The sequence below is a fragment of the Streptomyces sp. SA15 genome (assembly GCF_002291145.1).
GTDB lineage: Bacteria > Actinomycetota > Actinomycetes > Streptomycetales > Streptomycetaceae > Streptomyces.
The window spans coordinates 133785-154536 of sequence record NZ_NTGE01000164.1 but is presented as its reverse complement, the minus strand read 5'-3'; the positions used below and the strand labels follow the sequence as shown (position 1 = coordinate 154536).

General features: G+C 69.8%; 15 protein-coding genes. 6 read left to right on the top strand and 9 right to left on the bottom strand.

The genetic code is table 11. From position 1 onward, the window contains the following. The first annotated feature begins 3 nt into the window (after positions 1 to 3). The 3 genes from CLM62_RS36870 (at position 4) to CLM62_RS36860 (ending at position 2953) form a co-directional block, all read left to right on the top strand. Complete coding sequence (locus tag CLM62_RS36870; RefSeq protein ID WP_095754240.1) at positions 4 to 888, top strand: amidohydrolase family protein; 885 nt, start codon at positions 4 to 6, stop codon at positions 886 to 888. 29 nt (positions 889 to 917) lie between these two features. Next, positions 918 to 2420: an o-succinylbenzoate--CoA ligase gene (gene menE, locus CLM62_RS36865; protein ID WP_095754263.1), complete on the top strand. Its 1503-nt coding sequence runs from the start codon at positions 918 to 920 to the stop codon at positions 2418 to 2420. 77 nt (positions 2421 to 2497) lie between these two features. Continuing rightward, positions 2498 to 2953 (top strand): MaoC family dehydratase, encoded by a 456-nt coding sequence (locus CLM62_RS36860; RefSeq protein WP_095754239.1) that lies wholly within the window; start codon positions 2498 to 2500, stop codon positions 2951 to 2953. On the opposite strand, the gene CLM62_RS36855 is transcribed toward CLM62_RS36860, so the two are convergent. The 9 genes from CLM62_RS36855 to CLM62_RS36815 all read right to left on the bottom strand — a co-directional run bounded on the left by CLM62_RS36855 (position 2944) and on the right by CLM62_RS36815 (position 15379). Further along, on the bottom strand, positions 2944 to 3774 hold the full coding sequence (locus tag CLM62_RS36855; protein WP_095754262.1) for a PaaX family transcriptional regulator C-terminal domain-containing protein: 831 nt from the start codon (positions 3772 to 3774) through the stop codon (positions 2944 to 2946). The two genes, CLM62_RS36860 and CLM62_RS36855, sit on opposite strands and share 10 nt — an antisense overlap. Before the next feature lie 57 nt (positions 3775 to 3831). Further along, a complete protein-coding gene (locus CLM62_RS36850) occupies positions 3832 to 4680 on the bottom strand; it encodes a hypothetical protein (RefSeq protein WP_095754238.1) in 849 nt (282 codons plus the stop codon). Further along, positions 4680 to 6347: a PHP domain-containing protein gene (locus tag CLM62_RS36845; protein ID WP_095754237.1), complete on the bottom strand. Its 1668-nt coding sequence runs from the start codon at positions 6345 to 6347 to the stop codon at positions 4680 to 4682. The genes CLM62_RS36850 and CLM62_RS36845 overlap by 1 nt, the downstream gene beginning before the upstream one ends. A 25-nt stretch (positions 6348 to 6372) precedes the next feature. After that, a complete protein-coding gene (locus CLM62_RS36840) occupies positions 6373 to 8205 on the bottom strand; it encodes a LamG-like jellyroll fold domain-containing protein (protein WP_095754236.1) in 1833 nt (610 codons plus the stop codon). 66 nt (positions 8206 to 8271) lie between these two features. Then, complete coding sequence (locus tag CLM62_RS36835) at positions 8272 to 11193, bottom strand: glycoside hydrolase family 2 TIM barrel-domain containing protein (protein ID WP_095754235.1); 2922 nt, start codon at positions 11191 to 11193, stop codon at positions 8272 to 8274. Beyond that, entirely contained in the window at positions 11193 to 12029 is an 837-nt protein-coding gene (locus CLM62_RS36830) for a carbohydrate ABC transporter permease (protein ID WP_095754234.1), read from the bottom strand. The genes CLM62_RS36835 and CLM62_RS36830 overlap by 1 nt, the downstream gene beginning before the upstream one ends. 14 nt (positions 12030 to 12043) lie before the next feature. Next, entirely contained in the window at positions 12044 to 13006 is a 963-nt protein-coding gene (locus tag CLM62_RS36825; RefSeq protein ID WP_095754233.1) for a carbohydrate ABC transporter permease, read from the bottom strand. Next, complete coding sequence (locus CLM62_RS36820; RefSeq protein WP_095754232.1) at positions 13006 to 14292, bottom strand: extracellular solute-binding protein; 1287 nt, start codon at positions 14290 to 14292, stop codon at positions 13006 to 13008. The genes CLM62_RS36825 and CLM62_RS36820 overlap by 1 nt, the downstream gene beginning before the upstream one ends. A 70-nt stretch (positions 14293 to 14362) precedes the next feature. Next, on the bottom strand, positions 14363 to 15379 hold the full coding sequence (locus CLM62_RS36815; protein WP_095754231.1) for a carbohydrate kinase family protein: 1017 nt from the start codon (positions 15377 to 15379) through the stop codon (positions 14363 to 14365). Between the two features lie 127 nt (positions 15380 to 15506). On the opposite strand from CLM62_RS36815, the gene CLM62_RS36810 reads away from it, so the two are divergent. Genes CLM62_RS36810 through CLM62_RS36800 form a run of 3 tightly spaced genes read left to right on the top strand, consistent with a single transcriptional unit; the run spans position 15507 to position 20710 of the window. Next, complete coding sequence (locus tag CLM62_RS36810; protein ID WP_095754261.1) at positions 15507 to 16283, top strand: DeoR/GlpR family DNA-binding transcription regulator; 777 nt, start codon at positions 15507 to 15509, stop codon at positions 16281 to 16283. Then, a complete protein-coding gene (locus CLM62_RS36805; protein ID WP_095754230.1) occupies positions 16280 to 17620 on the top strand; it encodes a 6-phospho-beta-glucosidase in 1341 nt (446 codons plus the stop codon). Before CLM62_RS36810 ends, CLM62_RS36805 begins: the two co-directional genes overlap by 4 nt. A 33-nt stretch (positions 17621 to 17653) precedes the next feature. Then, entirely contained in the window at positions 17654 to 20710 is a 3057-nt protein-coding gene (locus tag CLM62_RS36800) for a glycoside hydrolase family 38 C-terminal domain-containing protein (RefSeq protein WP_095754229.1), read from the top strand. Positions 20711 to 20752 lie beyond the last annotated feature (42 nt).

Here is a 20752-nt window from a genome sequence, read left to right as displayed (position 1 = left end):
ACCATGGCGACCCTCAATGTCGAGGACCTCGTCGCGATCGACGTCCACACGCACGCCGAGGTCTCCTCCAAGGGCCACTCCTCCCTGGACGACGACCTGCACGACGCCTCCTCCGCCTACTTCAAGGTCGAGGGCAAGCGGAAGCCGACCCTTCAGGAGACGGCCGACTACTACCGCGAGCGGAAGATGGCCGCGGTGATATTCACGGTGGACGCCGAGTCGGCGACCGGCACCGAGCCGGTCCCCAACGAGGAGGTCGCGGAGGCCGCCGCCGCCAACGCCGACGTCCTCATCCCCTTCGCCTCCATCGACCCCTTCCGGGGCAGGGCGGGGGTCAAGCAGGCCCGCCGCCTGGTCGAGGAGTACGGGGTGAAGGGCTTCAAGTTCCACCCCAGCATCCAGGGCTTCTTCCCCAACGACCGCTCGGTGGCGTACGACCTCTACGAGGTCATCGAGGAGACCGGCACCATCGCCCTGTTCCACACAGGCCAGACCGGCATCGGCGCGGGCGTGCCCGGCGGGGGCGGCATCCGGCTCAAGTACTCCAACCCGCTGCACATCGACGACGTGTCCGCCGACTTCCCGCACCTGAAGATCATCCTGGCGCACCCGTCCTTCCCCTGGCAGGACGAGGCCCTGGCCGTCGCCACGCACAAGCCGGGCGTGTACATCGACCTGTCCGGCTGGTCGCCGAAGTACTTCCCGCCGCAGCTCGTGCAGTACGCGAACACGCTGCTCAAGGACAAGGTCCTCTTCGGCTCCGACTTCCCCGTCCTCACCCCCGATCGCTGGCTCGCCGACTTCGAGAAGCTGTCGATCAAGGACGAGGTGAAGCCGAAGATCCTCAAGGAGAACGCCGCCCGCCTGCTCGGGCTGACCAAACCGTAAAGCTCACCGAACCGTAAAGAGGCGTGAAGATGCGCAACGAGGGACTGGGGTCATGGCCCGCACGCCGGGCCCGCAAGACCCCGCACCGCACGGCCCTGATCCACGGTGAGCAGTCGACGGACTACCGCGCACTGCATACACGCACCACCCGCCTCGCGCACGCCCTGCGCGCCCGGGGCGTCCGCCGCGGCGACCGGATCGCCTACCTCGGCCCCAACCACCCCTCCTACCTGGAGACACTGTTCGCGGCGGGCACCCTCGGCGCGGTCTTCGTCCCCCTCAACACCCGCCTCGCCGGCCCCGAGATCGCCTACCAACTGGCCGACTCCGGGGCCAAGGCCCTCGTCTACGGCCCCGCGTTCCAGGGCCTGGTCGCCGGGCTGCCGGGCAACACCGACGTACGTGCGTACATCGAGGTGGGTGCCGAATACGAGGAGGCGCTCGGCGCGGCCCTCACCGACCCCATCGACGAGCCGGTCGCCCCTGACGACACCTGCATCATCATGTACACCTCGGGCACGACCGGTCGCCCCAAGGGTGCGATGCTCACCCACGGCAACCTGACCTGGAACGCGATCAACGTCCTCGTCGACCACGACCTGATCGCCGACGAACGCGCTCTGGTCTCCGCGCCGTTGTTCCACACCGCCGGCCTGAACATGCTGACCCTGCCGGTCCTGCTGAAGGGCGGCACCTGCGTCCTGGTCGAGGCCTTCGAACCGAACGCCACCTTCGACCTGATCGAACGGCACCGAATCACCTTCATGTTCGGCGTGCCCACCATGTTCGACCAGGTGGCCCGGCATCCACGCTGGAAGGACGCCGACCTTTCCAGCTTGCGGCTCCTCACCTGCGGCGGCTCCCCGGTGCCCACCCCGCTGATCTCCGCCTACCAGGAGCGCGGCCTGACCTTTCTCCAGGGCTACGGGATGACGGAAGCGGCTCCAGGCACGCTGTTCCTGGACGCTGAACACGCCGTGAGCAAGGCGGGCTCGGCCGGAGTTCCGCACTTCTTCAGCGACGTACGGGTGCTGCGGCCCGACCTTTCCCCGGTCGAGGTCGGCGAGACCGGCGAGGTCGTGGTGCGCGGGCCGCATGTCATGCCCGGCTACTGGGGCCTGCCCGAGGAGACGGCCGCCGCCTTCGCCGACGGCTGGTTCCGCAGCGGGGACGCGGCACGGGTCGACGAAGACGGTTACGTGTACATCGTCGACCGCATAAAGGACATGATCATCTCTGGCGGCGAGAACGTCTACCCCGCCGAGATCGAGGACCTGCTCCTCGCCCACCCGGACATCGTCGAGTGCGCGGTCATCGGCGTGCCCGACGACAAGTGGGGCGAGGTGCCGCGCGCGGTCGTCGTGCCGCGTGAGGGCGCCTCGTTGGACGCGGACGAGGTGCTGGCCTCACTGGCCGGGCGCCTGGCCAAGTACAAGATCCCGAAGTCGGTCGTGCTCGCGGACGAACTCCCGCGCACCGCCTCCGGAAAGCTCCTCAAATCCCGGGTCCGCAAGCGCTTCGGCAACCACTGACACCCTTGCCTTCCCTGACACCCTCAACTCCCTGAACTCTCTGAATTCCCTGAACTCCCTTAAGGAACAGACTACTTATGAGCATCACCGTCAACGGCCTCGACGAACTCAAGAAGCTCTCCGGCAGCGACCTCGGCACCAGCGAATGGATCGAGGTCACCCAGGAACGCATCGACACCTTCGCCGATGCCACGGGCGACCACCAGTGGATCCACGTGGACCCGGAGAAGGCCGCCGCGGGACCCTTCGGCGCCCCCATCGCGCACGGCTACCTCACCCTGTCCCTCTTCATCCCGCTGTTCACCGAACTGCTGGACGTCCAGGGCGTCACGACCAAGGTCAACTACGGCCTGAACAAGGTGCGTTTCCCCTCGCCGGTGAAGGTCGGATCGCGGATCCGGCTGGCCGCCAAGCTCGGGGACGTCGAGGAGGTGCCGGGCGGCGTGCAGATCACCGTCGACGGCGCGATCGAGATCGAGGGCGGGACCAAGCCGGCGGCGGTGCTGCAGAGCCTGTCCCGCTTCTACGCCTGATCAGGGCGCACCGGCACCAGCTCGAGAAGGCGTTCCGAGGCGTCCCGCGCGAGCGGCGTGAACCGCTCGTGCACCGCCCGGAACGTCTTCTCGGCCTGTTCCGCCGGCCAGTCGTCCGGCAGATGCTTGACCGGCAGGCGCGGGTCGCGGCGGATGACCTGCAGCCACTCCGCCTGCAGCCGGAGCCGGAGCGCGAGGGCCTCGTCGGCGTCCGGCACCCGCGTCCGCCACGGCTGCCAGCGACGTACGAACGCCTCGTAGCGCGCCGCCAGTTCGGTCAGCTCCCAGGTCTCCTCGATCATCGCGCCGATGTCCATGCCGGCGTCGGCGTGCGCGCGGAAGACCTTCACATGGGCGGACAGGCCCAGCTCCGCCACCAGTGAGGACACCTCGACCTCGCCGGGGGCGATCCACAGGCCGTTGAACAGCGGGCCGAAGCCGCTCCAGGTGAGTTTCGAGCGCAGGTCGTGGCGCTGGCGTTGCCAGGACTCGGGAAGCGAGAAGCCGAGCAGGGTCCAGGTGCCGTCCCAGTGCCGGTTGACCGCGCCGGTCTGCCAGATGCGCCGCTCGCCGTCGCGCAGCACGGCCGCCGACCGCTCGGTCAGCCCGAAGTACATCCGGCGGCCCTCGCGCTGGCGGCGGAGCAGACCGCGGTTCACCATGCGGGTCAGCGTCGAGCGGGTCGCCTGCTCGCCGACTCCGGCACGCGCGAGCACGTCGATGACGCTGCCCGAGTACACGCAGACGTCCCGCCCGAGCACCTGGTCGCCCAGGAACGTCAGCATGAGGGACTGGGGCCGCAGCGACTCTTCACCGGTCACGCGGCCCACCGTACCTCCGCCCGATCAGTCCCCTCGAGTGCGTTCGAGTCCGTTCGATCAGTCCGTGACCTGCTGGTACGAGTGGACAGCGGTCGCCGCCGCGCACACCCCCGGCGGGATCATCTCCGCGCGCAGGGTGCCGCTGGTGACGTCGTAGTCGACGCCCTCCGTCTCGAACGTGCCCGTGCACACGCTGCGCTGCGGCAGCGCGAACAGGCTCTTCACCTTGCCGGTGACCGGCTGCCCGTCCAGCTTGTGGGGCAGGTCGACCTGGAGCAGCGGCCGGATCTCGGGGAACAGCGTGCCCGTGGCGTCGTTCGAGGCGCACACCAGGCGGGTGTCGGTGACGAAGTCGCAGCCCTGGATGTCGCGCACCGGCTTGTCCAGCGTGATCTGCCAGGCCTCCTTCAGGTCGCCTCCCGTCGGGGGAGTGGAGGGGTTGAGCAGGGGAGCGGGGAAGACCTGGAGTCTGCGCTGCTCGCCCCACTCGCCCGACACCAGCCACCGCGCGTCGGGCGAGACGGTGGCGAAGGAGTTGTTCAGCTTCTCGCCCGGGTCGAGCCGGTGGACGTACTCGTAGCGCTTCCCGGCCGGTGTGGTGACCGCGAACATCTTGGACGTGGCCGTGTCGGCGCCCTGGTAGGCGTCGAAGACGTGGCCGCGCGCGATGTCCGGGTCGCCGACGTGGTTCCAGCCCTTGATCCGCAGGTCCAGCGGGATGGAGGCGAGGCCCCGGTACAGCAGCGAGCCGTCCGCCCGGCTGGCGAGGCCCTGCCCGCCGCCGAGCGTGTCGGTGTACGCGGTGCCGGTCTGAGCCCAGTGCGGTTCGCCCGCGGCCGAGGCCTCACTCGCCGCCAGCGAGAAGGCACCCAATAACCCAGCCAGAGTGAGGAGATGACGCTTCATCAGGAACCTTCCACGTCGACGAAGATGGGGTTGGAATAGAACCACGTATCCGTCCACGGGTCACCGTTTCCGGGCTCGTGGGGAATCGGACCGTTCGGATCCACCGAGGCGCCCAGGTAGCCGGCGCCGTTCCGGTTGCCGTCGCTGCCCCGCAGCCGCACGTAGAACGACTCGTTCCCGGCGGTCAGCGGGATGCGCAGGGTGTACGTCCCCTTCCGGCCGGACACGTCCTGGGTGCGGACGACCTTGGTGTCGGGCGCCTTCCAGGTGTCCCGGTCGGTCGCCGGGCCGCGCACGGCGCCCCGGATCACGTCCACGTGCGCCAACTCCGGGAGGATGCCCTGGGGGTTGGGCCGCGAGGCCGTCGTCACGGTGATGTCCAGCGTGAGCCGGTCGCCCGTGCGCACCCGCAGCCGGCCGCCGAGCGTGACGCCCCGGCCGTGGTCGCGCTCCCGCTTCAACCGGACCTCGAGACCGTCGAGCAGATGCCCGTGGTCGAGCCAGACGCGGCCCGCCCGCAGGCCCGCCATCACCGCGCGGTAGCCGTAGCGGGTGACGCCGACATGGGTGCGGCTGAACTGGCCGGGCCAGAAGTCGCTGCCGGGCTGCGGGGTGTCGGTGTTCACCGGGTCGGGCAGCCTGCCGGTGTTGTCGAAGTTCTGCCCGGGTGCCCAGTCGCCGTTCTTCCAGGTGTCGAAGACGATGCGGTGGGCGTCGGAGTTCGTGGTGATCGAGAACAGGCTGCCTTCTGCCAGCATCGAGTCCCACAGGCCTCCGACCGTCGCGGTCGCCCAGTCGAAACCGCCGTACGTGAGGTAGGAATCCGCCGGGTAACCGGCCCACGACTGTGCCGACGGCTTGTTCTCGTACTCGCCGCGGATCGATGTCGTCCCGCGCCAGCCGGGGAGGGCCGCACCCTGGGCGCCCGGCGCGCCCTCCATGCCGATCATGATCTCGGGGGCCGCGTCGCGCCAGTTGCGCATCTCGTGCGGGGAGTCGATGCCCAGGCGCATCGGGTGGTTGGCCAGGACCAGTACGTCGTCCACGTAGCCGGTGCGGCGCTGTGCCGCGAGCCACTGGATGGCCTTGACGGCGTGCGCCTCGTTGCGGGCGGTGTCCGCGGCACCGGCGGAGCCCTCGGTGTAGCCGAGGAGCTTGCCGTCGTAGGCGTTCTCGAACCGCGTGAGGAGGTCGACCTCGTGCGGGCCGGGTGCCGTGAAGACCGTGCAGTGCTCGGCGGCCGGGATGTACCACTCCAGGCCCTGGAAGATCAGCTGGCGCGGGTTCTCGGCACGGGCCTTGAGAATCTCCTCGTGCTCCAGCGGAGCACCGTACTTGGCGTGCCCGACGTTGGAGTGCTCGGTGAACACCATCCAGTCCAGGCCGTACTTGGCTCCCGCGGTGGCCAGCTGGGAGAACGTGTACTTGGCGTCGTGGCTGTAGACGGTGTGGATGTGGTGGTCGCCGACCAGGTAGGCGAGGTGCGGGTCGCTGCCGCCGTAGCGCCCTACTGAGGCCGTCGCGGGCGCGGCCGTGGAGCCGAGGGCGAAGGCGGCTGAGAACAGGCCCGCGCGGCGCAGGAGTTGGCGTCTGGAGACACCCTGCGGGTCGAGGTCGGCGGGGGAGACGGACGGGTCGGCCCAGACGGGCAGTTGCTGCTCGTTCATCGTCTTGGAAGGTCCTCGTCGAGGGTCAGTGGTTCATGAACGACGTGACAGGCAGCGCCCGTTCGACGATCCGGACGTCGCCGAGCCGACCGTAGAGGATCTGGTCGATCTTGCCGCCGTACTCGTAGCCGCCCAGCAGCCACGGCAGCCCGACAGAGGTGAGTCCGACGGCCAAGGCGTGCGGATTGCGGGCGACGGGGCACCCCTGGACGTACATCGTCGTGTGGGAGCCGTCGTTGACGACGGCGACGTGCCACCACACCTCCCGCGCTGTCTCGTCGCCCCAGTTCGTGGCGATGCCCTGCTGGTTGAGTGGGCGGACCGCCCACTGCGGGCCGGGTCCGTCGGACAGGGAGAGCGTGGCCAGCGGCTCGTCCGGGTCGCCCTCGGTCTTGCCCGCGGCGCGGCCCGTGCCGGTGCGGCTGACGAGCCCGCCCCAGGCGTTGTGGGAGGCGTCCCAGTCGGCGGGGAGCCGGTAGAAGGCCTCGATGGTGTAACCCGCCTTGAAGGTCGCCGAGTTGAGCGGCGCGCCGTCGACCGTGCGCAGGTAGGCGCCCTTCAGCGGAGACTTGAAGCCGTGGAACTCCAGGCTGCCGTGGCCGGGCTGGTCCGGGTGGTGGTCCGAGGACCAGGTCAGCGTGGAGCCGCCCACTGTCACCTGGGTGAGATCGTTCCCGCGCCCGGACAGGTCCCGGATGGTGCCGCTCACGGGTGTCTCGAAGCGCCAGTAGGCGACCGTGCCGGGGACCAGCATCTTCGACACGGGGCGTGCCGGGCGCGGGGGCACCGGGGCGAAGCCGGAGAAGCGGTCCGCGAAGTCGATGTCGACGGAGAACCGGTCGGCGTCGCCGCTCAGTTCGATCTCCTGCCGCTCCAGCTCGTTGAGTCCCTTCGCGGCCCGGCCCAGGATCCACGGAGAGACCGTCTCCACGTCGATGACGTCACGGTCCAGATCGAAGTGGTAGAGGCGGATCATCGCCGCGCCGCCGAAATAGCGGTTCTGATAATTCGTCAGGTGCAGGTGTACGTCATGTCCCGCCGCGTTCTTCCGCGTTGCGCGGGCGGCGGGCCAGTAGTGCCCGTTGAGGGTGAGGAAGATCTGGTCGTGGTCCTCGATCAGCTGGTCCCACAGCTGCTGCCCGTACGAGGAGAGGGAGTCGTCCTCGACGACCAGCTCGTGGGTCGTGAGGATCACCGGAGTCCTCGGGTGCTGGGCCAGGACCTCCCTGGCCCATGCGTACCCCTTCGCCGACAGCCGCCAGTCCAGCGCGAGCACCATCCATTCCCGGCCGGCCGCCTTGAAGAGATGGAAGGTGTTGTAGCCGTCCGGGGAGGCGCCGCCGAACGTCGGCTTGCCCTGGAACCGCCGCGGCCCGAACGCGTCCAGGTACGGCGTCGAGCCCCGCTGGTCGTCGGTCGACGACTTCACGTCGTGGTTACCGGCCAGGACGCTGTAGCCGACGCCACGCCGGTCCAGCAGCCGGAACGCCTCACTGATCGCGGTGATCTCGACCTGGGCGCCGTTCTCCGTGAGGTCGCCGAGGTGGGACAGGAAGACGATGTTCTCTTCCTTGCCGTGCTCCAGCAGATAGCGCAGGGACGACTCGATCGGCGCCTTGTCGATGCTCGGCCCGTCGAAGAGGTACTGCGTGTCGGGCATGACGGCGAGCGTGAAGCGGCGACTGTCGGGGTCCGGCCGCCAGCTCGCCGTGGCAGCCGGGGCCGCCTCGGCGGTGGCCGGCAGCGCGAGGCCCGCCGTGGCGGCCGCGCCCAGCAGCGCCGTCGCCCGCAGGAAACCGCGTCTTCCGGCGCCGGCCTGGGCGGCCTCGCCCTGGTCGTGCTCATGCAAAACGCACACGTGTGCTCCGTAACACTGCGTAAAGGTGACAGAGGAGGTGTGGGGGGCAGAGGGGGTGCGGAGGGTTCAGAGAGTGCGCAGGGTCCAGCTCCAGCGGTGGACGCCCGGTGCGACGAGATACGACGGTGAGGTGTCGGGCCCGCACGAGGCGGTGCCGAGACCCCGGTGGGCCGCGTCGAGATGCACCACGCAGCCGGCCCGCGGGACCAGTTCGTCATGGTGGCCTACGGCGGTCAGGTCCTCGGCGCGGTAGCGGGTGACCGAGACCTGCCGCGGTTCGTCGAGCACCACCGTCAGTCCGGTGGCGTCCGGCGCCGACAGGGTGAAGTGCCGTACGCCGTGCCGCCCGCCGCTTTCCTGCGGGCGGAGATAAGGGGTGAACAGCTCGTCCACCGGCACGCGGTGATGGCCGACGGGCGCCCCGAAGGCGCGGTCCGGATACGACTCCCAGGGGCCCTGCCCGTACCACTCCATCAGGTCCAGACCCGCCACCGTCTCGAACACCGAGCCGACCCGCGCCACATCGGCGAGCGCGTCCGGCAGTTCGGCCGATTCCTCGACGTGGATGCCGTCCTCGACCGGGGTGAACACCTGTGTGTGGCGGACGACGCCGGCGTCCGCCGCGTACTCGGCCCGCACGGTGACGTGCCCCGCCGCCTGTCGCACGTCGACGACCTTGCGCACCGGCGTGTCCAGCCCCCAGGCCCGCCAGCGCAGGGCCATCCCGCCCAGCTCGTCGTTGTCGGTGGGCGCCCGCCACAGCGACAGCGTGGGGGCACAGGTGAGCAGAGGGTGGATCAGCAGGCCGTCGGCGTCGACCTCGACGCAGCGGTTCCGCACCGCCAGGACGGACCGCTTCGGCGGAGCCGCCCGCAGCCGTACCTGCGGCAGACACACCACCGTCCCGCGGGGCGCCCAGGGCTCGTCGTCGGCGGTCGTCACCCGCAGCGTCAGCCACGCCTCGCCGCCGTCCTCGGGCAGCTCGAACGGCAGCGGCACCGCCGCCGTCTCGCCCGGCCGAAGATCGGGCAGCTCGGCGGGAGCGGTCCGCGTGCCGCCGTCCGCGAGAGACAGCTCCCACTCGGCCGTCAGCCAGTCCAGGCCGCGGAAGTGCTGGTGGTTGCCGAGGACGATGCCCTCGTGCTTGAAGCACTCCAGGCGCACCGGCGCCGCGATCTCCCGGTGCTCGTACAGCACCGGCTTGGGCGTGCGGTCGGGGAAGACCACGCCGTCCGCGATGAACGCGCCGTCGTGGATCGTCTCCCCGAAGTCGCCGCCGTACGCCCACCGGTGACCCGGCGCGGCGACACCGCCCTCGTACAGCCCGGCACCCCCACGCCCGACCGGTCTTCCGTCGTTCACACGCTGGAGGATGCCGTGGTCCCAGAACTCCCAGATGAAGCCGCCCTGAAGACCCGGGGTGGACTCGATGGCGGCCCAGTGGTCGGCCAGCGTGCCGTTGCTGTTGCCCATGGCGTGCGAGTACTCGCACTGGATGAGCGGCTTGGTCTGCTCGCCGGACAGCGCGTGCGCCACGCAGTCCTCCAGCGGCGCGTACATCGGGCAGGCGATGTCGGAGGCGAGGTCCGGATCCGCCCAGCCCAGCTTGGCCGCCCCCTCGTACTGGAGGGGCCGTGTCGGATCGTGCCGGCGCACCCAGCCCGCCGCCGCGTCGTGGTTCGCCCCGTAGTCGGACTCGTTGCCCAGCGACCAGATGATGACCGAGGGGTGGTTCTTGTCCCGCAGCACCATCCGGGAGACCCGGTCCACGAAGGCGTTCAGATAGCGGGGGTCGTCGGCGATCTCGTGGGCGTGGTCGTGGGACTCGATGTCCGCCTCGTCGACGACGTAGAAGCCGAGCTCGTCGGCGAGGTCGTACAGCGTCGGGTCGTTCGGGTAGTGCGCGGTACGGATCGCGTTGAAGCCGAAACGCTTCAGCAGGACCAGATCCGCGCGCATGTCGTCGTACGACACCGTCCGCCCGGTCAGCGGATGGAAGTCGTGCCGGTTGACGCCCCGGACGAACACCCGCTCGCCGTTGACCAGCAGGTCCCGGCCGACGATCTCGACGTCGCGGAAGCCGACGCGGTGGCGGGAGGCGTCCGCGACGGTGCCGTCGGCGCGGTGCAGCCGCACGGTCAGGTCGTACAGCTCGGGCGTCTCGGCACTCCAGGTGCGCACACCGGGGACCGTGGTCAGCAGCCGTGCCTCGCCGAGGAAGTCGGAGACGCGGTCGTCCTCATCGTTGAGCCGGTCGAACTCCGTGTCCTGGGTGAGGAGTTGACCGTCCAGCTCCCCGCTGACGTACCACCCGTCGGGCAGCGCACCACCGGTGTCCCGCACCCGGCAGTCGACCCGCAGTGCCCCGTACCGCCCGGCCCGCACGGTCACGTCGGCGAGGTGGAGCGGATCCGTCGCGTACAGCAGCACCGAACGCGTCACGCCCCCGTGCCACCACTGGTCCTGGTCCTCGATGTGCGAGGCGTCCGACCACTTCACCACGGTCAGCCGTACGACCGTCCGCTCGCCGGGATTCACCAGGCCGGTGAGGTCGAACTCGGCGGCCAGGTGGGAGTCCTTGGAGATGCCGGCCGGCCGCCCGTCCACGTGCACCAGCAGCACGCTCTCGGCGGCGCCGACCTGGAGCACGATCCGGCGCCCGGCCCAGTCGGCGGGGACGTCCACCGCACGCTCGTAGACGCCCGTCGGGTTGGCGGCGGGCGACTGTGGAGGGAATTCTGTATACGGCATACGGACATTGGTGTACTGCGGAAGGTCGTCCGTATCCTGCATCGTCCAGACACCGGGGACGTACGACGACGACCAGACGTCGGACACCGGCGCGTCCGGCGCCGGCAGCAGCTGGAAGCGCCAGTCGCCGTCCAGTTTCAGCGCCCCGGCGCGGCGGTCGACGGCGTTCATCGGCAACCGCCCCCAGGAGGTCACCTCGGGTGCTTCCCAGGGACGGAGCGCCAGCAAGGGGTCCATCAGCGGATGGCCCCCTTGCCGAGGTCGCTGATGATCTGCTTGGCACCCACCGCGAACACGATCAGCAAGGGGATGAGGGCGAGCAGCGCGCCAGTCATCACCATGCCGTAGTCCGTCGTGCCGTGCGTGCCGTTGAGCTGGGACAGCGCCACCTGGAGGGTGACGTTGTCCGGGTTGGTGAGGGCGATCAGGGGCCAGGCGTAGTCGTTCCACTGACCCATGAAGGTGAAGATGCCGAGGAAGGCCAGGCCCGGGCGGACGACCGGGAGCGCCACGTGCCAGTACTGGCGCAGGAAGCTCGCCCCGTCGATCCGCGAGGCGTCGAGCAGTTCGTCGTGGATGGCGCTCTTCATGTACTGGCGCATCCAGAAGATGCCGAACGCGTTGGCCGCCGCCGGGACGATCAGCGAGGTCATCGTGCCGATCCAGCCGATCCTCGCCATGATCACGAACTGCGGGATGGCCGCCAGCTGCGCCGGCACCATGAAGATCGCCATCATCAGCCCGAACAGCGCCCGGCGGCCGGGGAACTCGAACTTGGCGAAGACGAACGCCGCCAGCGAGTCGAAGAACAGCACCAGCACGGTCACCGAGACCGCCACCAGCAGCGAGTTGAACATCGACCCGAAGAAATCGATGTTGTCGAAGAGATGGCGGAGGTTCTCCAGGAAGTGCGAGCCCGGCAGCAGCTTCGGCGGATAGGAGAAGATCTCGGTCGACGTGTGCGTCGACATGATCACGGCCCAGTAGAACGGGAAGGCCGACAGCAGCAGACCGATGACCAGGACCGCGTGCAGTGCGATGCCCCGGCGGCCGGAGCCCTTGATGGATGCCATGGTGACCGGCCTCCCTATTCTTCGCCCCGGCGCTGCACCAGGCGCCAGTTGATGATCGAGAAGATGACGACGACGAGGAAGATGCCCCACGCCACGGCGGCGCCGTAGCCGAAGTCGTTGTTGTCGAAGGTCTGCTGGAAGAAGTAGAGGACCATGGTCCGGCCGGCGTGGTCGGGCCCGCCCGAGTACGTCGACTCGTTCGCCGTGGTCTGCAGCAGCACCTGGGGCTCGGCGAAGCTCTGCAGTCCGGTGACCGTCGAGACGACGAGCACGAACAGCAGTGTCGGCCGCAGCATCGGCAGCGTGATCCGGAAGAAGGTCTGCACGGGGCCGGCGCCGTCCACGCGTGCCGCCTCGTACAGCTCGCTCGGGATCGTCTGGAGCCCGGCGAGGAAGATGATCGCGTTGTACCCGGTCCACTGCCAGGTCATCAGCGTCGCGATGGCGACCTTGATGCCCCACGGCGTGTTCAGCCACGCCACCTGGTCAAGACCGACGGCCTGCAACAGGGCGTTCATCAGGCCGAAGTTGGTGGAGAAGACCGACCCGAAGATGATCGCGACCGCGACGATCGAGGTGACGTTCGGCAGGAAGTAGGCGAAGCGGTAGACGTTCTTGAAGCGCACCGCCGAGTTGAGCATCACGGCCGTCACCATCGCCAGGAAGATCATGGGGAAGGTGGCCAGCGCCCAGATGATGATCGTGTTCCCGATCGAGCTCCAGAAGTCGGTGTCGCCGATCAGGTAGCGGTACTGCGACAGGCCCGCCCACTCCATCGAGCCGAGGCCGTCCCAGCGGTGGAGGGAGAGGTAGAGCGAGAAGCCGACGGGGATCAGGCCGAAGCCGAGGAAGAGCACGTAGAAGGGGGAGATCGCGGCATACAGTCGCCAGTGGCTCCAGATCCCCTTCTTGGGAGGGGCGGCCGGTGTCTCGGTGACGACGGTCGGGGGCTGTTCGACCACGGGTGCGGTAGCCATCAGTAACTCACCCCCAGGTGGTCAGCGATGCGCCGGCACTTGCTCATGGCGTCCTTCCAGGCCTTGTTCGGGTTCTTGCCGAGGACGCCGACGTTCTTGATCTCGTCCCGGATGGGCTGCCCGAGGGCGATGTCGTACGGGCTGTTGTAGGCGACCGGGATCTTCTCGGCGGCCGGTCCGAAGACGTCCATGGTGATCTGGTCGCCGAAGAACGGGTCGGGCTCGCGCAGCTTGCTCATCTCGTACGAGGCGGGGGTCGACGGGAAGAGGCCGGCGTCGACGAAGCCCTGGGCCTGGTTGTCGGCGTTGAGGATCCAGGTGATGATCTCGAAGGCCCGCTCGGGTTCCCGGCACGCCTTGGTGATCGCCAGGAAAGATCCGCCGACGTTCGAGGGGCCGCCCGGGCAGTTGGCCACCCGCCAGTTGCCCTTGGTCTTCGGGTACTGGAGTTTGAGGTCGCCGGCCGCCCAGGAGGCGTTGAGCTGGCTGGGCAGCTGTCCCTTCTCGGTGGCCGAGATGGAGTCGGGCGTGCCCACGACCAAGTCCGACACGAGCCCGCGCCGCTTGGCCTCCACGGCCCTGTCCCAGCAGGCGCGGACGTGCTCGCCGTCGCCGATGAAGTGCCGGTCCCTGTCGACGAACCGCGTGGTCCCCTGGCCGATCGACATCTCGAAGACGCTGCCGACGTCGGTGAGGATGCGTGCCCCGGGGATCCGCTGCTTGAGCTGCTCACCCGCCGCGAAGAACTTGTCCCAGGTGCCCATTTCCCTGGACACGTCGGCCGGCTCGAACGGCAGCCCGGCCCTGGCGAAGACGGCGGGCTGGTAGAAGTGCACGACCGGGCCCACGTCGATGGGGAAGCCGATGAGGCTGCCGTCCTCGGCGACCCCCTGCTGCCACTTCCAGTCCAGGTACTGGCTCTTGAGCTTCTCGGCGCCGAGCGTCCGCAGGTCCACGAACTGGTCGGCGTTCGGCAGGTACGAGGCCATGTCCTCGCCCTTGAGCCCCGCGATGTCGGGGATGTGGGCGCGGCCGGCCATGGTGGTGATCAGCTTGGAACGGTAGTAGCCGCCGATCTGCTGGGCCTTGAGGGAGACGTCCTTGCCGTACCGGGCCTGGGCCTCCTTGACGACGGTGTCGCTCAGGCCGCCGCTCCAGTACCACAGGACCATGTTCCGGCCGGTGGAGCCGGTCGGCACCGCGCAGCCGGACGCCAGGCCGCCGAGCGCCGTGGCGGCCGTACCGGCCAGGCCCGCGCGCAGCAGGCCCCTTCGTGAGAGCCGCACAGCTCCCACCGCCTTTCGGTTCTGTTCGAGACTTCGCATAGAAGGGCCGATCGTGGGGGGGATCGGGTGGTCAGTGCCGTGCGGGCGGCGTGACGGGGGCGTACTGGACGGGCTGCCCCACGTCCGCCGGGATGCGGTCGGCGAGGAAGCCGTACGCCCGCTTCAGCTCGGGATCGGTCAGCGAGCGCCACCAGCGGTCGACGCCGTACCAGCCGGGCGCCGCCAGCGCGCCACCGTGATGCCGTACGGACAACCCGGACGCCAGCACCGCGAACCGCAGCCGCTCCTGAAGCGGCCAGCCGCCGAGGGAGGCCGCGACGAAGCTCGCTCCGAAGACGTCCCCGGCGCCCGTCGCGTCCAGGACGTCGAGGTCCAGGGCGGGCACCTCCGCGTACTCGCCCGTCGTCTGGTCGGCGGCGACGGCGCCGTCGCCGCCGCGCGTGACCACGGCCACCGGCACCAGCTCGGAGAGGGTGCCGAGCGCCGCGACCGCGCTGTCGGTGCGGGTGTAGGCCATCGCCTCCGTCTCGTTCGGGAGGAACGCGTGACACAGGGCGAGCTGGTCGAGCAGGTCGCGGGACCACCGCTGGGTGGGGTCCCAGCCGACGTCGGCGTAGATCTGCGTGCCGTTCGCCGCCGCCTTCGCCAGCCACCCGCGCGGCTCGGCCTCGAGGTGCACCAGGGCCGTGCGCGCCTCGGGCGGGTCGCCCATCAGTGCGTCCTGCGAGTACGGCGGTTCCTGGCCGTGGGTGACCAGCGCCCGGTCGTGGCCGTGGGCGAGCGCGACCGTGACGGGGGTGGGCCAGTCCTCCGCGACCCGGGAGAGCGCGAGGTCGACGCCCTCCTGGCCGGCGAGGACTTCCTGGCAGTAGGCGCCGTAGAAGTCGTCGCCGAAGACCGTGGCCAGGGAGGTCTTCAGGCCGAAGCGGGAAGCCGCGACCGCCAGGTTGGCGATGCCGCCCGGGCCGCAGCCCATACCGGCCGTCCAGATCTCCTCGCCCGGCGTCGGCGGCTTGCCCAGGCCCGTGAGGACGAGGTCGTAGAAGAGCAGCCCGGTCAGCAGCACATCGGGCCGGTCGTCGCCCACGCGCGCATCCTCTCGTCAAAAGTCTTCAATTCGGTGACCGGAATCGTGCGCCCCTCGGCGAGATTGGTCAAGAGTCATACAGAACTGAGCATAGAAATGATTGACAATGACGAGTACTGTTCACGTCGTGCTGGCTGAACGACGACACCAACTCATCCTGCGGGCCCTGCGCTCGGGCGGCCCCGCGGCTGTGACCGACCTCTCCGAGCAACTCGGTGTGAGCCCTGCCACCGTCCGGCGTGACCTCGTCAAACTGGAGGAGGAGGGGCTGCTCACCCGTGTGCACGGCGGCGCGGTCGTGGAGGAGGGCGACCAGCCCTTCGACGAGGTCGCCGAGGTTCGGGTGGCCGAGAAGGACGCGATAGCGGCCCGGGCCGCCGCGCTGGTCCAGGACGGCCAGTCGGTGCTGCTCGACATCGGCACCACGGCCTACCGCCTGGCCCGCCAGCTGCACGGTCGCCGGCTCACCGTGATCACCAGCAACCTGGTCGTGTACGAGGAGCTCGCCGACGACGAGGGCATCGAGCTGGTGCTGCTCGGCGGCATGGTCCGCCGCGAGTACCGCTCCCTGGTGGGCTTCCTCACCGAGGACAATCTGCGCCAGCTGCACGCCGACTGGCTCTTCCTCGGCACCAGCGGGGTGCGGCCGGGGGGACAGGTGATGGACACGACGGTCGTCGAGGTACCCGTCAAGCGGGCCATGATCAAGGCCAGTGAGAAGGTCGTGCTGCTCGCCGACTCGACGAAGTTCCCGGGCATGGGCATGGCGAAGGTCTGCGGTCCCGAGGACCTGGACGTGGTGGTGACCGACGCGCCGGTGAACGCGGAGACGCGGTCCTCCCTTCAGGAGGCGGGTGTCGAGGTGCTCGTGGCCGGGGAACGTGGAAAGGCTGGTGCGGCGTGAAGCTGACGATTCTGGGCGGCGGCGGATTCCGGGTGCCGCTCGTGTACGGGGCGCTGCTGACGGACCGCGGCGAAGGCCGGGTTACTGAAGTCGTTCTGCACGATCTGGACGACAGTCGACTGTATGCAGTCGCCCGTGTATTGGCTGAACAAGCCGCCGACGTGCCCGACGCGCCCCAGGTGACCGCCACCACCGACCTCGACGAGGCCCTGCGCGGCGCCGACTTCATCTTCTCCGCGATCCGCGTCGGCGGCCTGGAGGGCCGCGCCAACGACGAACGGGTGGCGCTGGCGGAAGGCGTCCTCGGCCAGGAGACGGTCGGCGCGGGCGGCATCGCATACGGTCTGCGGACGGTCCCCGTCGCCGTCGACATCGCCCAGCGCGTCGCCCGCCTCGCCCCCGACGCCTGGGTCATCAACTTCACCAACCCGGCCGGACTCGTCACCGAGGCCATGTCCCGCCACCTCGGCGACCGCGTCATCGGCATCTGCGACTCGCCGGTCGGCCTCGGCCGCCGTATCGCCCGCGTGCTCGGCGCGAAGAACCCGCAGGAGGCCTGGATCGACTACGTCGGCCTCAACCACCTCGGCTGGGTGCGCGGACTGCGCATCGCCGGCCGGGACGAACTTCCGCGCCTGCTCGCCGACCCCGAACTGCTCGGCTCCTTCGAGGAGGGCAAGCTCTTCGGCGTCGACTGGCTGCGGTCGCTGGGGGCGATCCCCAACGAGTACCTGCACTACTACTACTTCAACCGGGAAGCCGTCAGCGCCTACCAGCAGGCCGACAAGACCCGCGGCGCCTTCCTGGCCGACCAGCAGGCCCGCTTCTACCAGGAGATGCGGCGCCCCGACGCCGCCGCCCTGACCACCTGGGACCGCACCCGCGCCGAGCGCGAGGCCACCTACATGGCCGAGAACCGGGAGACGGCCGGCGCCGGCGAACGCGACGCCGACGACCTGTCCGGCGGCTACGAGAAGGTGGCCCTCGCCCTGATGCGGGCGATCGCCCGCGACGAGCGCACCACGTTGATCCTCAACGTCCGCAACCAGGGCACCCTTTCCGTGCTCGACACGGACGCCGTCATCGAGGTCCCGTGCCTGGTCGATGCCAACGGCGCCCATCCGGTGGCCGTCGCCCCGCTGCCCGACCACGCCACCGGCCTGGTCTGTTCGGTCAAGGCGGTCGAGCGCGAGGTGCTCGCCGCCGCCGACTCCGGCTCCCGTGCGACGGCCGTGAAGGCGTTCGCATTGCACCCGCTGGTCGACTCGGTCAACGTGGCCCGGCGGCTCGTCGAGGGCTACACCGCCGTCCACCCCGGCCTGGCGTACCTTGGGTAAGCGCTTTCCCGACCCACTGACCTGGAGATTCTGATGCACGACGAACGCCGCCGGATCGAGGAGCGCGTCGAGCGCGTTCACGACCAGCGCATCAAGCCAGCGATCTACGCGGCCACCGTCCCGTTCGAGGTCGAGGCCTGGCAGGCGCCGGGGGAGCCGGTCCCCTTCGCGGAGGCCGCCGCCGCGCCCTACGAGCCCTTCGCGATGGACACCCCGTGGGGCCCGCCCTGGGGCACCACCTGGTTCCGGATGCGCGGCCAGGTGCCCGCCGAGTGGGCCGGCAAGCGCGTCGAGGCGGTCATCGACCTCGGCTTCGTGGGCGACTGGCCAGGCAACCAGGCCGAGGCGCTGGTCCACCTCACGGACGGGACGCCGCTGAAGGCGGTGAACCCGCTCAACCAATACGTGGCGATCGCCAACCCGGCGACGGGCGGCGAGACGGTCGACTATCTGGTCGAGGCGGCCTCGAACCCCGACATCCTGGCGAACAACTTCTCCGCACCGACGACCATGGGCGATGTACTGACGGCAGGCGACCGTCCACTGTATACATTCCGCCGCGCCGACCTCGCCATCCTTGACGAGCAGGTCTGGCACCTCGACCTGGACCTTCAGGTGCTGCGCGAGCTCATGGTCCACCTCGGCGAGCACGAGCCCCGCCGCCACGAGATCATGCACGCCCTCGACCGCGCCATGGACGCCCTGGACCTCGACGACATCTCCGGCAGCGCCCCGGCCGTCCGCGAGGTGCTCGCGCCCGTCCTGGCCCGGCCCGCCCACGCCAGCGCCCACACCGTCTCCGGCGTCGGCCACGCCCACATCGACTCCGCCTGGCTGTGGCCCATCCGCGAGACCAAGCGCAAGACGTCCCGCACGTTCTCGAACGTCACCTCGCTGGCCGACGAGTACGACGACTTCATCTTCGCCTGCTCCCAGGCCCAGCAGTACGAGTGGGTGCGCGACAACTACCCCCACGTGTGGGCGCGCATCCAGGACTCGGTGAAGAAGGGCCAGTGGGCGCCGGTCGGCGGCATGTGGGTCGAGGCCGACGGCAACCTGCCCGGCGGCGAGGCCATCGCCCGCCAGCTGATCCACGGCAAGCGGTTCTTCATCGAGCACTTCGGCGTCGAGACGAAGGGCGTGTGGCTGCCGGACTCCTTCGGCTACACCGCCGCCTATCCACAGCTCGCCAAGCTCGCCGGCAACGAGTGGTTCCTCACCCAGAAGATCTCCTGGAACCAGACCAACAAGTTCCCCCACCACACCTTCTGGTGGGAGGGCATCGACGGCACCCGCATCTTCACCCACTTCCCGCCGGTCGACACCTACAACGCCCGGTTCAGCGGCGAGGAGATGGACCGGGCCGTGCGCAACTACTCGGAGAAGGGCGGCGGTACCCGCTCGCTCGCGCCCTTCGGCTGGGGCGACGGCGGTGGCGGCCCCACCCGCGAGATCATGGAACGGGCGCGGCGCCTGAAGGACCTGGAGGGCTCCCCGAAGGTCGTCGTCGAGCACCCCGACAAGTTCTTCGCCAAGGCCCGCGAGGAGTACCCGGACGCCCCGGTCTGGAACGGCGAGCTCTATCTGGAGCTGCACCGCGCCACCTACACCTCCCAGGCCCGCACCAAGCAGGGCAACCGGCGCAGCGAGCACAAGCTGCGCGAGGCCGAGTTGTGGGCGACGACGGCCGCTCTGCACGCGCCGGGCTACTCGTACCCGTACGAGAAGCTGGACCGGCTGTGGAAGACGGTCCTGCTCCACCAGTTCCACGACATCCTGCCGGGCTCCTCGATCGCGTGGGTGCACCGGGAGGCGGAGGCCGAATACGCCCGCGTCGCCGAGGAATTGGAGGCGCTGACGGCCGAGGCGATCGCCGCGCTGGGCGCCGGCGGGCCGCGCGTGTTCAACACGAGCCCGTGCGACCGCTCCGAGGTGATCCGTACGGCCGACGGCACACCGGCGTACGTGGAGGTGCCCGCGAGCGGCAGCGCGCCGCTCACCGACGCCGAGCCCCCGCGGCCGGTGAAGGCCGAGGGGCGTGTCCTCGACAACGGCCTGGTCCGTGTGGAGGTGGCGGAAGACGGCACACTGTCGTCCGTCTACGATCTACGGGCGAACCGCGAAGTCCTCGCCGGCCGGGGCAACCTGCTCCGCCTGCACACCGACCTCCCGAACTACTGGGACGCCTGGGACATCGACAAGCACTACAAGAACCGCTACACGGACCTGCTGACGCCCGACTCCGTCGAGGCCGTCTCGCAGGACCCACTGCTGGGCGCGATCCGTGTCACGCGCTCCTTCGGCAAGGGCTCGACGATCACGCAGACCATCACCGTGCGCGCCGGCAGCCCGCGCATCGACTTCGAGACCGACATCGACTGGCACGAGGCCGAGAAGATCCTGAAGGCCGGCTTCCCGGTGGACATCAGGGCGCCGCACTCCTCCGCGGAGATCCAGTTCGGCCACGTCCAGCGTCCCACCCACACCAACACCAGCTGGGAGGCGGCCCGCTTCGAGGTCGCCGGCCACCGCTGGGTGCACATCGGCGAGCCCGGCTACGGCGTCGCCGTCATCAACGACTCGACCTACGGCCACGACGTCTCCCGCACAGTCCGCGAGGACGGCGGAACGACGACCACGGTCAGCCTCAGCCTGGTCCGCGCCCCGCGCATCCCGGACCCCGAGGCCGACCAGGGCAGGCACCGCTTCGTCTACTCCCTCCTCCCCGGTGCGGACATCGAGGACGCCGTCGCCGAGGGCTACGCCCTCAACCTGCCGCTGCGCGTGGCGGACGCGGCGGGCGCCCCCGAGCCGGTCGTCGCCGTGGACGGCGAGGGCGTGACGGTCGAGGCGGTCAAGCTCGCCGACGACGAGTCGGGTGACGTGGTGGTGCGGTTGTACGAGTCCCGCGGCGGCCGCGCCCACGGTGTGCTGCGCACCGGATTCCCGCTCGCCGGCGCACAGGTCACCGACCTGCTGGAGCGGCCCTTGGAGGACGCGGACATCGACGGCGACGGCGGGATCGCGGTCTCGCTGCGCCCCTTCCAGGTGCTGACGCTCCGTCTGCGGCGCGGCGCCACCGGCCGGTAGAACCCGGCACCCGGGGCGGGCACGTCGTCGTGCCCGCCCCTT

Coding starts and splice junctions, on each gene's coding strand:
- CLM62_RS36870 (WP_095754240.1), top strand. CDS start 4: ATGGCGACCCTCAATGTCGAGGACCTCGTCGCGATCGACGTCCACACG.
- menE (WP_095754263.1), top strand. CDS start 918: ATGCGCAACGAGGGACTGGGGTCATGGCCCGCACGCCGGGCCCGCAAG.
- CLM62_RS36860 (WP_095754239.1), top strand. CDS start 2,498: ATGAGCATCACCGTCAACGGCCTCGACGAACTCAAGAAGCTCTCCGGC.
- CLM62_RS36850 (WP_095754238.1), bottom strand. CDS start 4,680: ATGAAGCGTCATCTCCTCACTCTGGCTGGGTTATTGGGTGCCTTCTCG.
- CLM62_RS36845 (WP_095754237.1), bottom strand. CDS start 6,347: ATGAACGAGCAGCAACTGCCCGTCTGGGCCGACCCGTCCGTCTCCCCC.
- CLM62_RS36835 (WP_095754235.1), bottom strand. CDS start 11,193: ATGGACCCCTTGCTGGCGCTCCGTCCCTGGGAAGCACCCGAGGTGACC.
- CLM62_RS36830 (WP_095754234.1), bottom strand. CDS start 12,029: ATGGCATCCATCAAGGGCTCCGGCCGCCGGGGCATCGCACTGCACGCG.
- CLM62_RS36825 (WP_095754233.1), bottom strand. CDS start 13,006: ATGGCTACCGCACCCGTGGTCGAACAGCCCCCGACCGTCGTCACCGAG.
- CLM62_RS36800 (WP_095754229.1), top strand. CDS start 17,654: ATGCACGACGAACGCCGCCGGATCGAGGAGCGCGTCGAGCGCGTTCAC.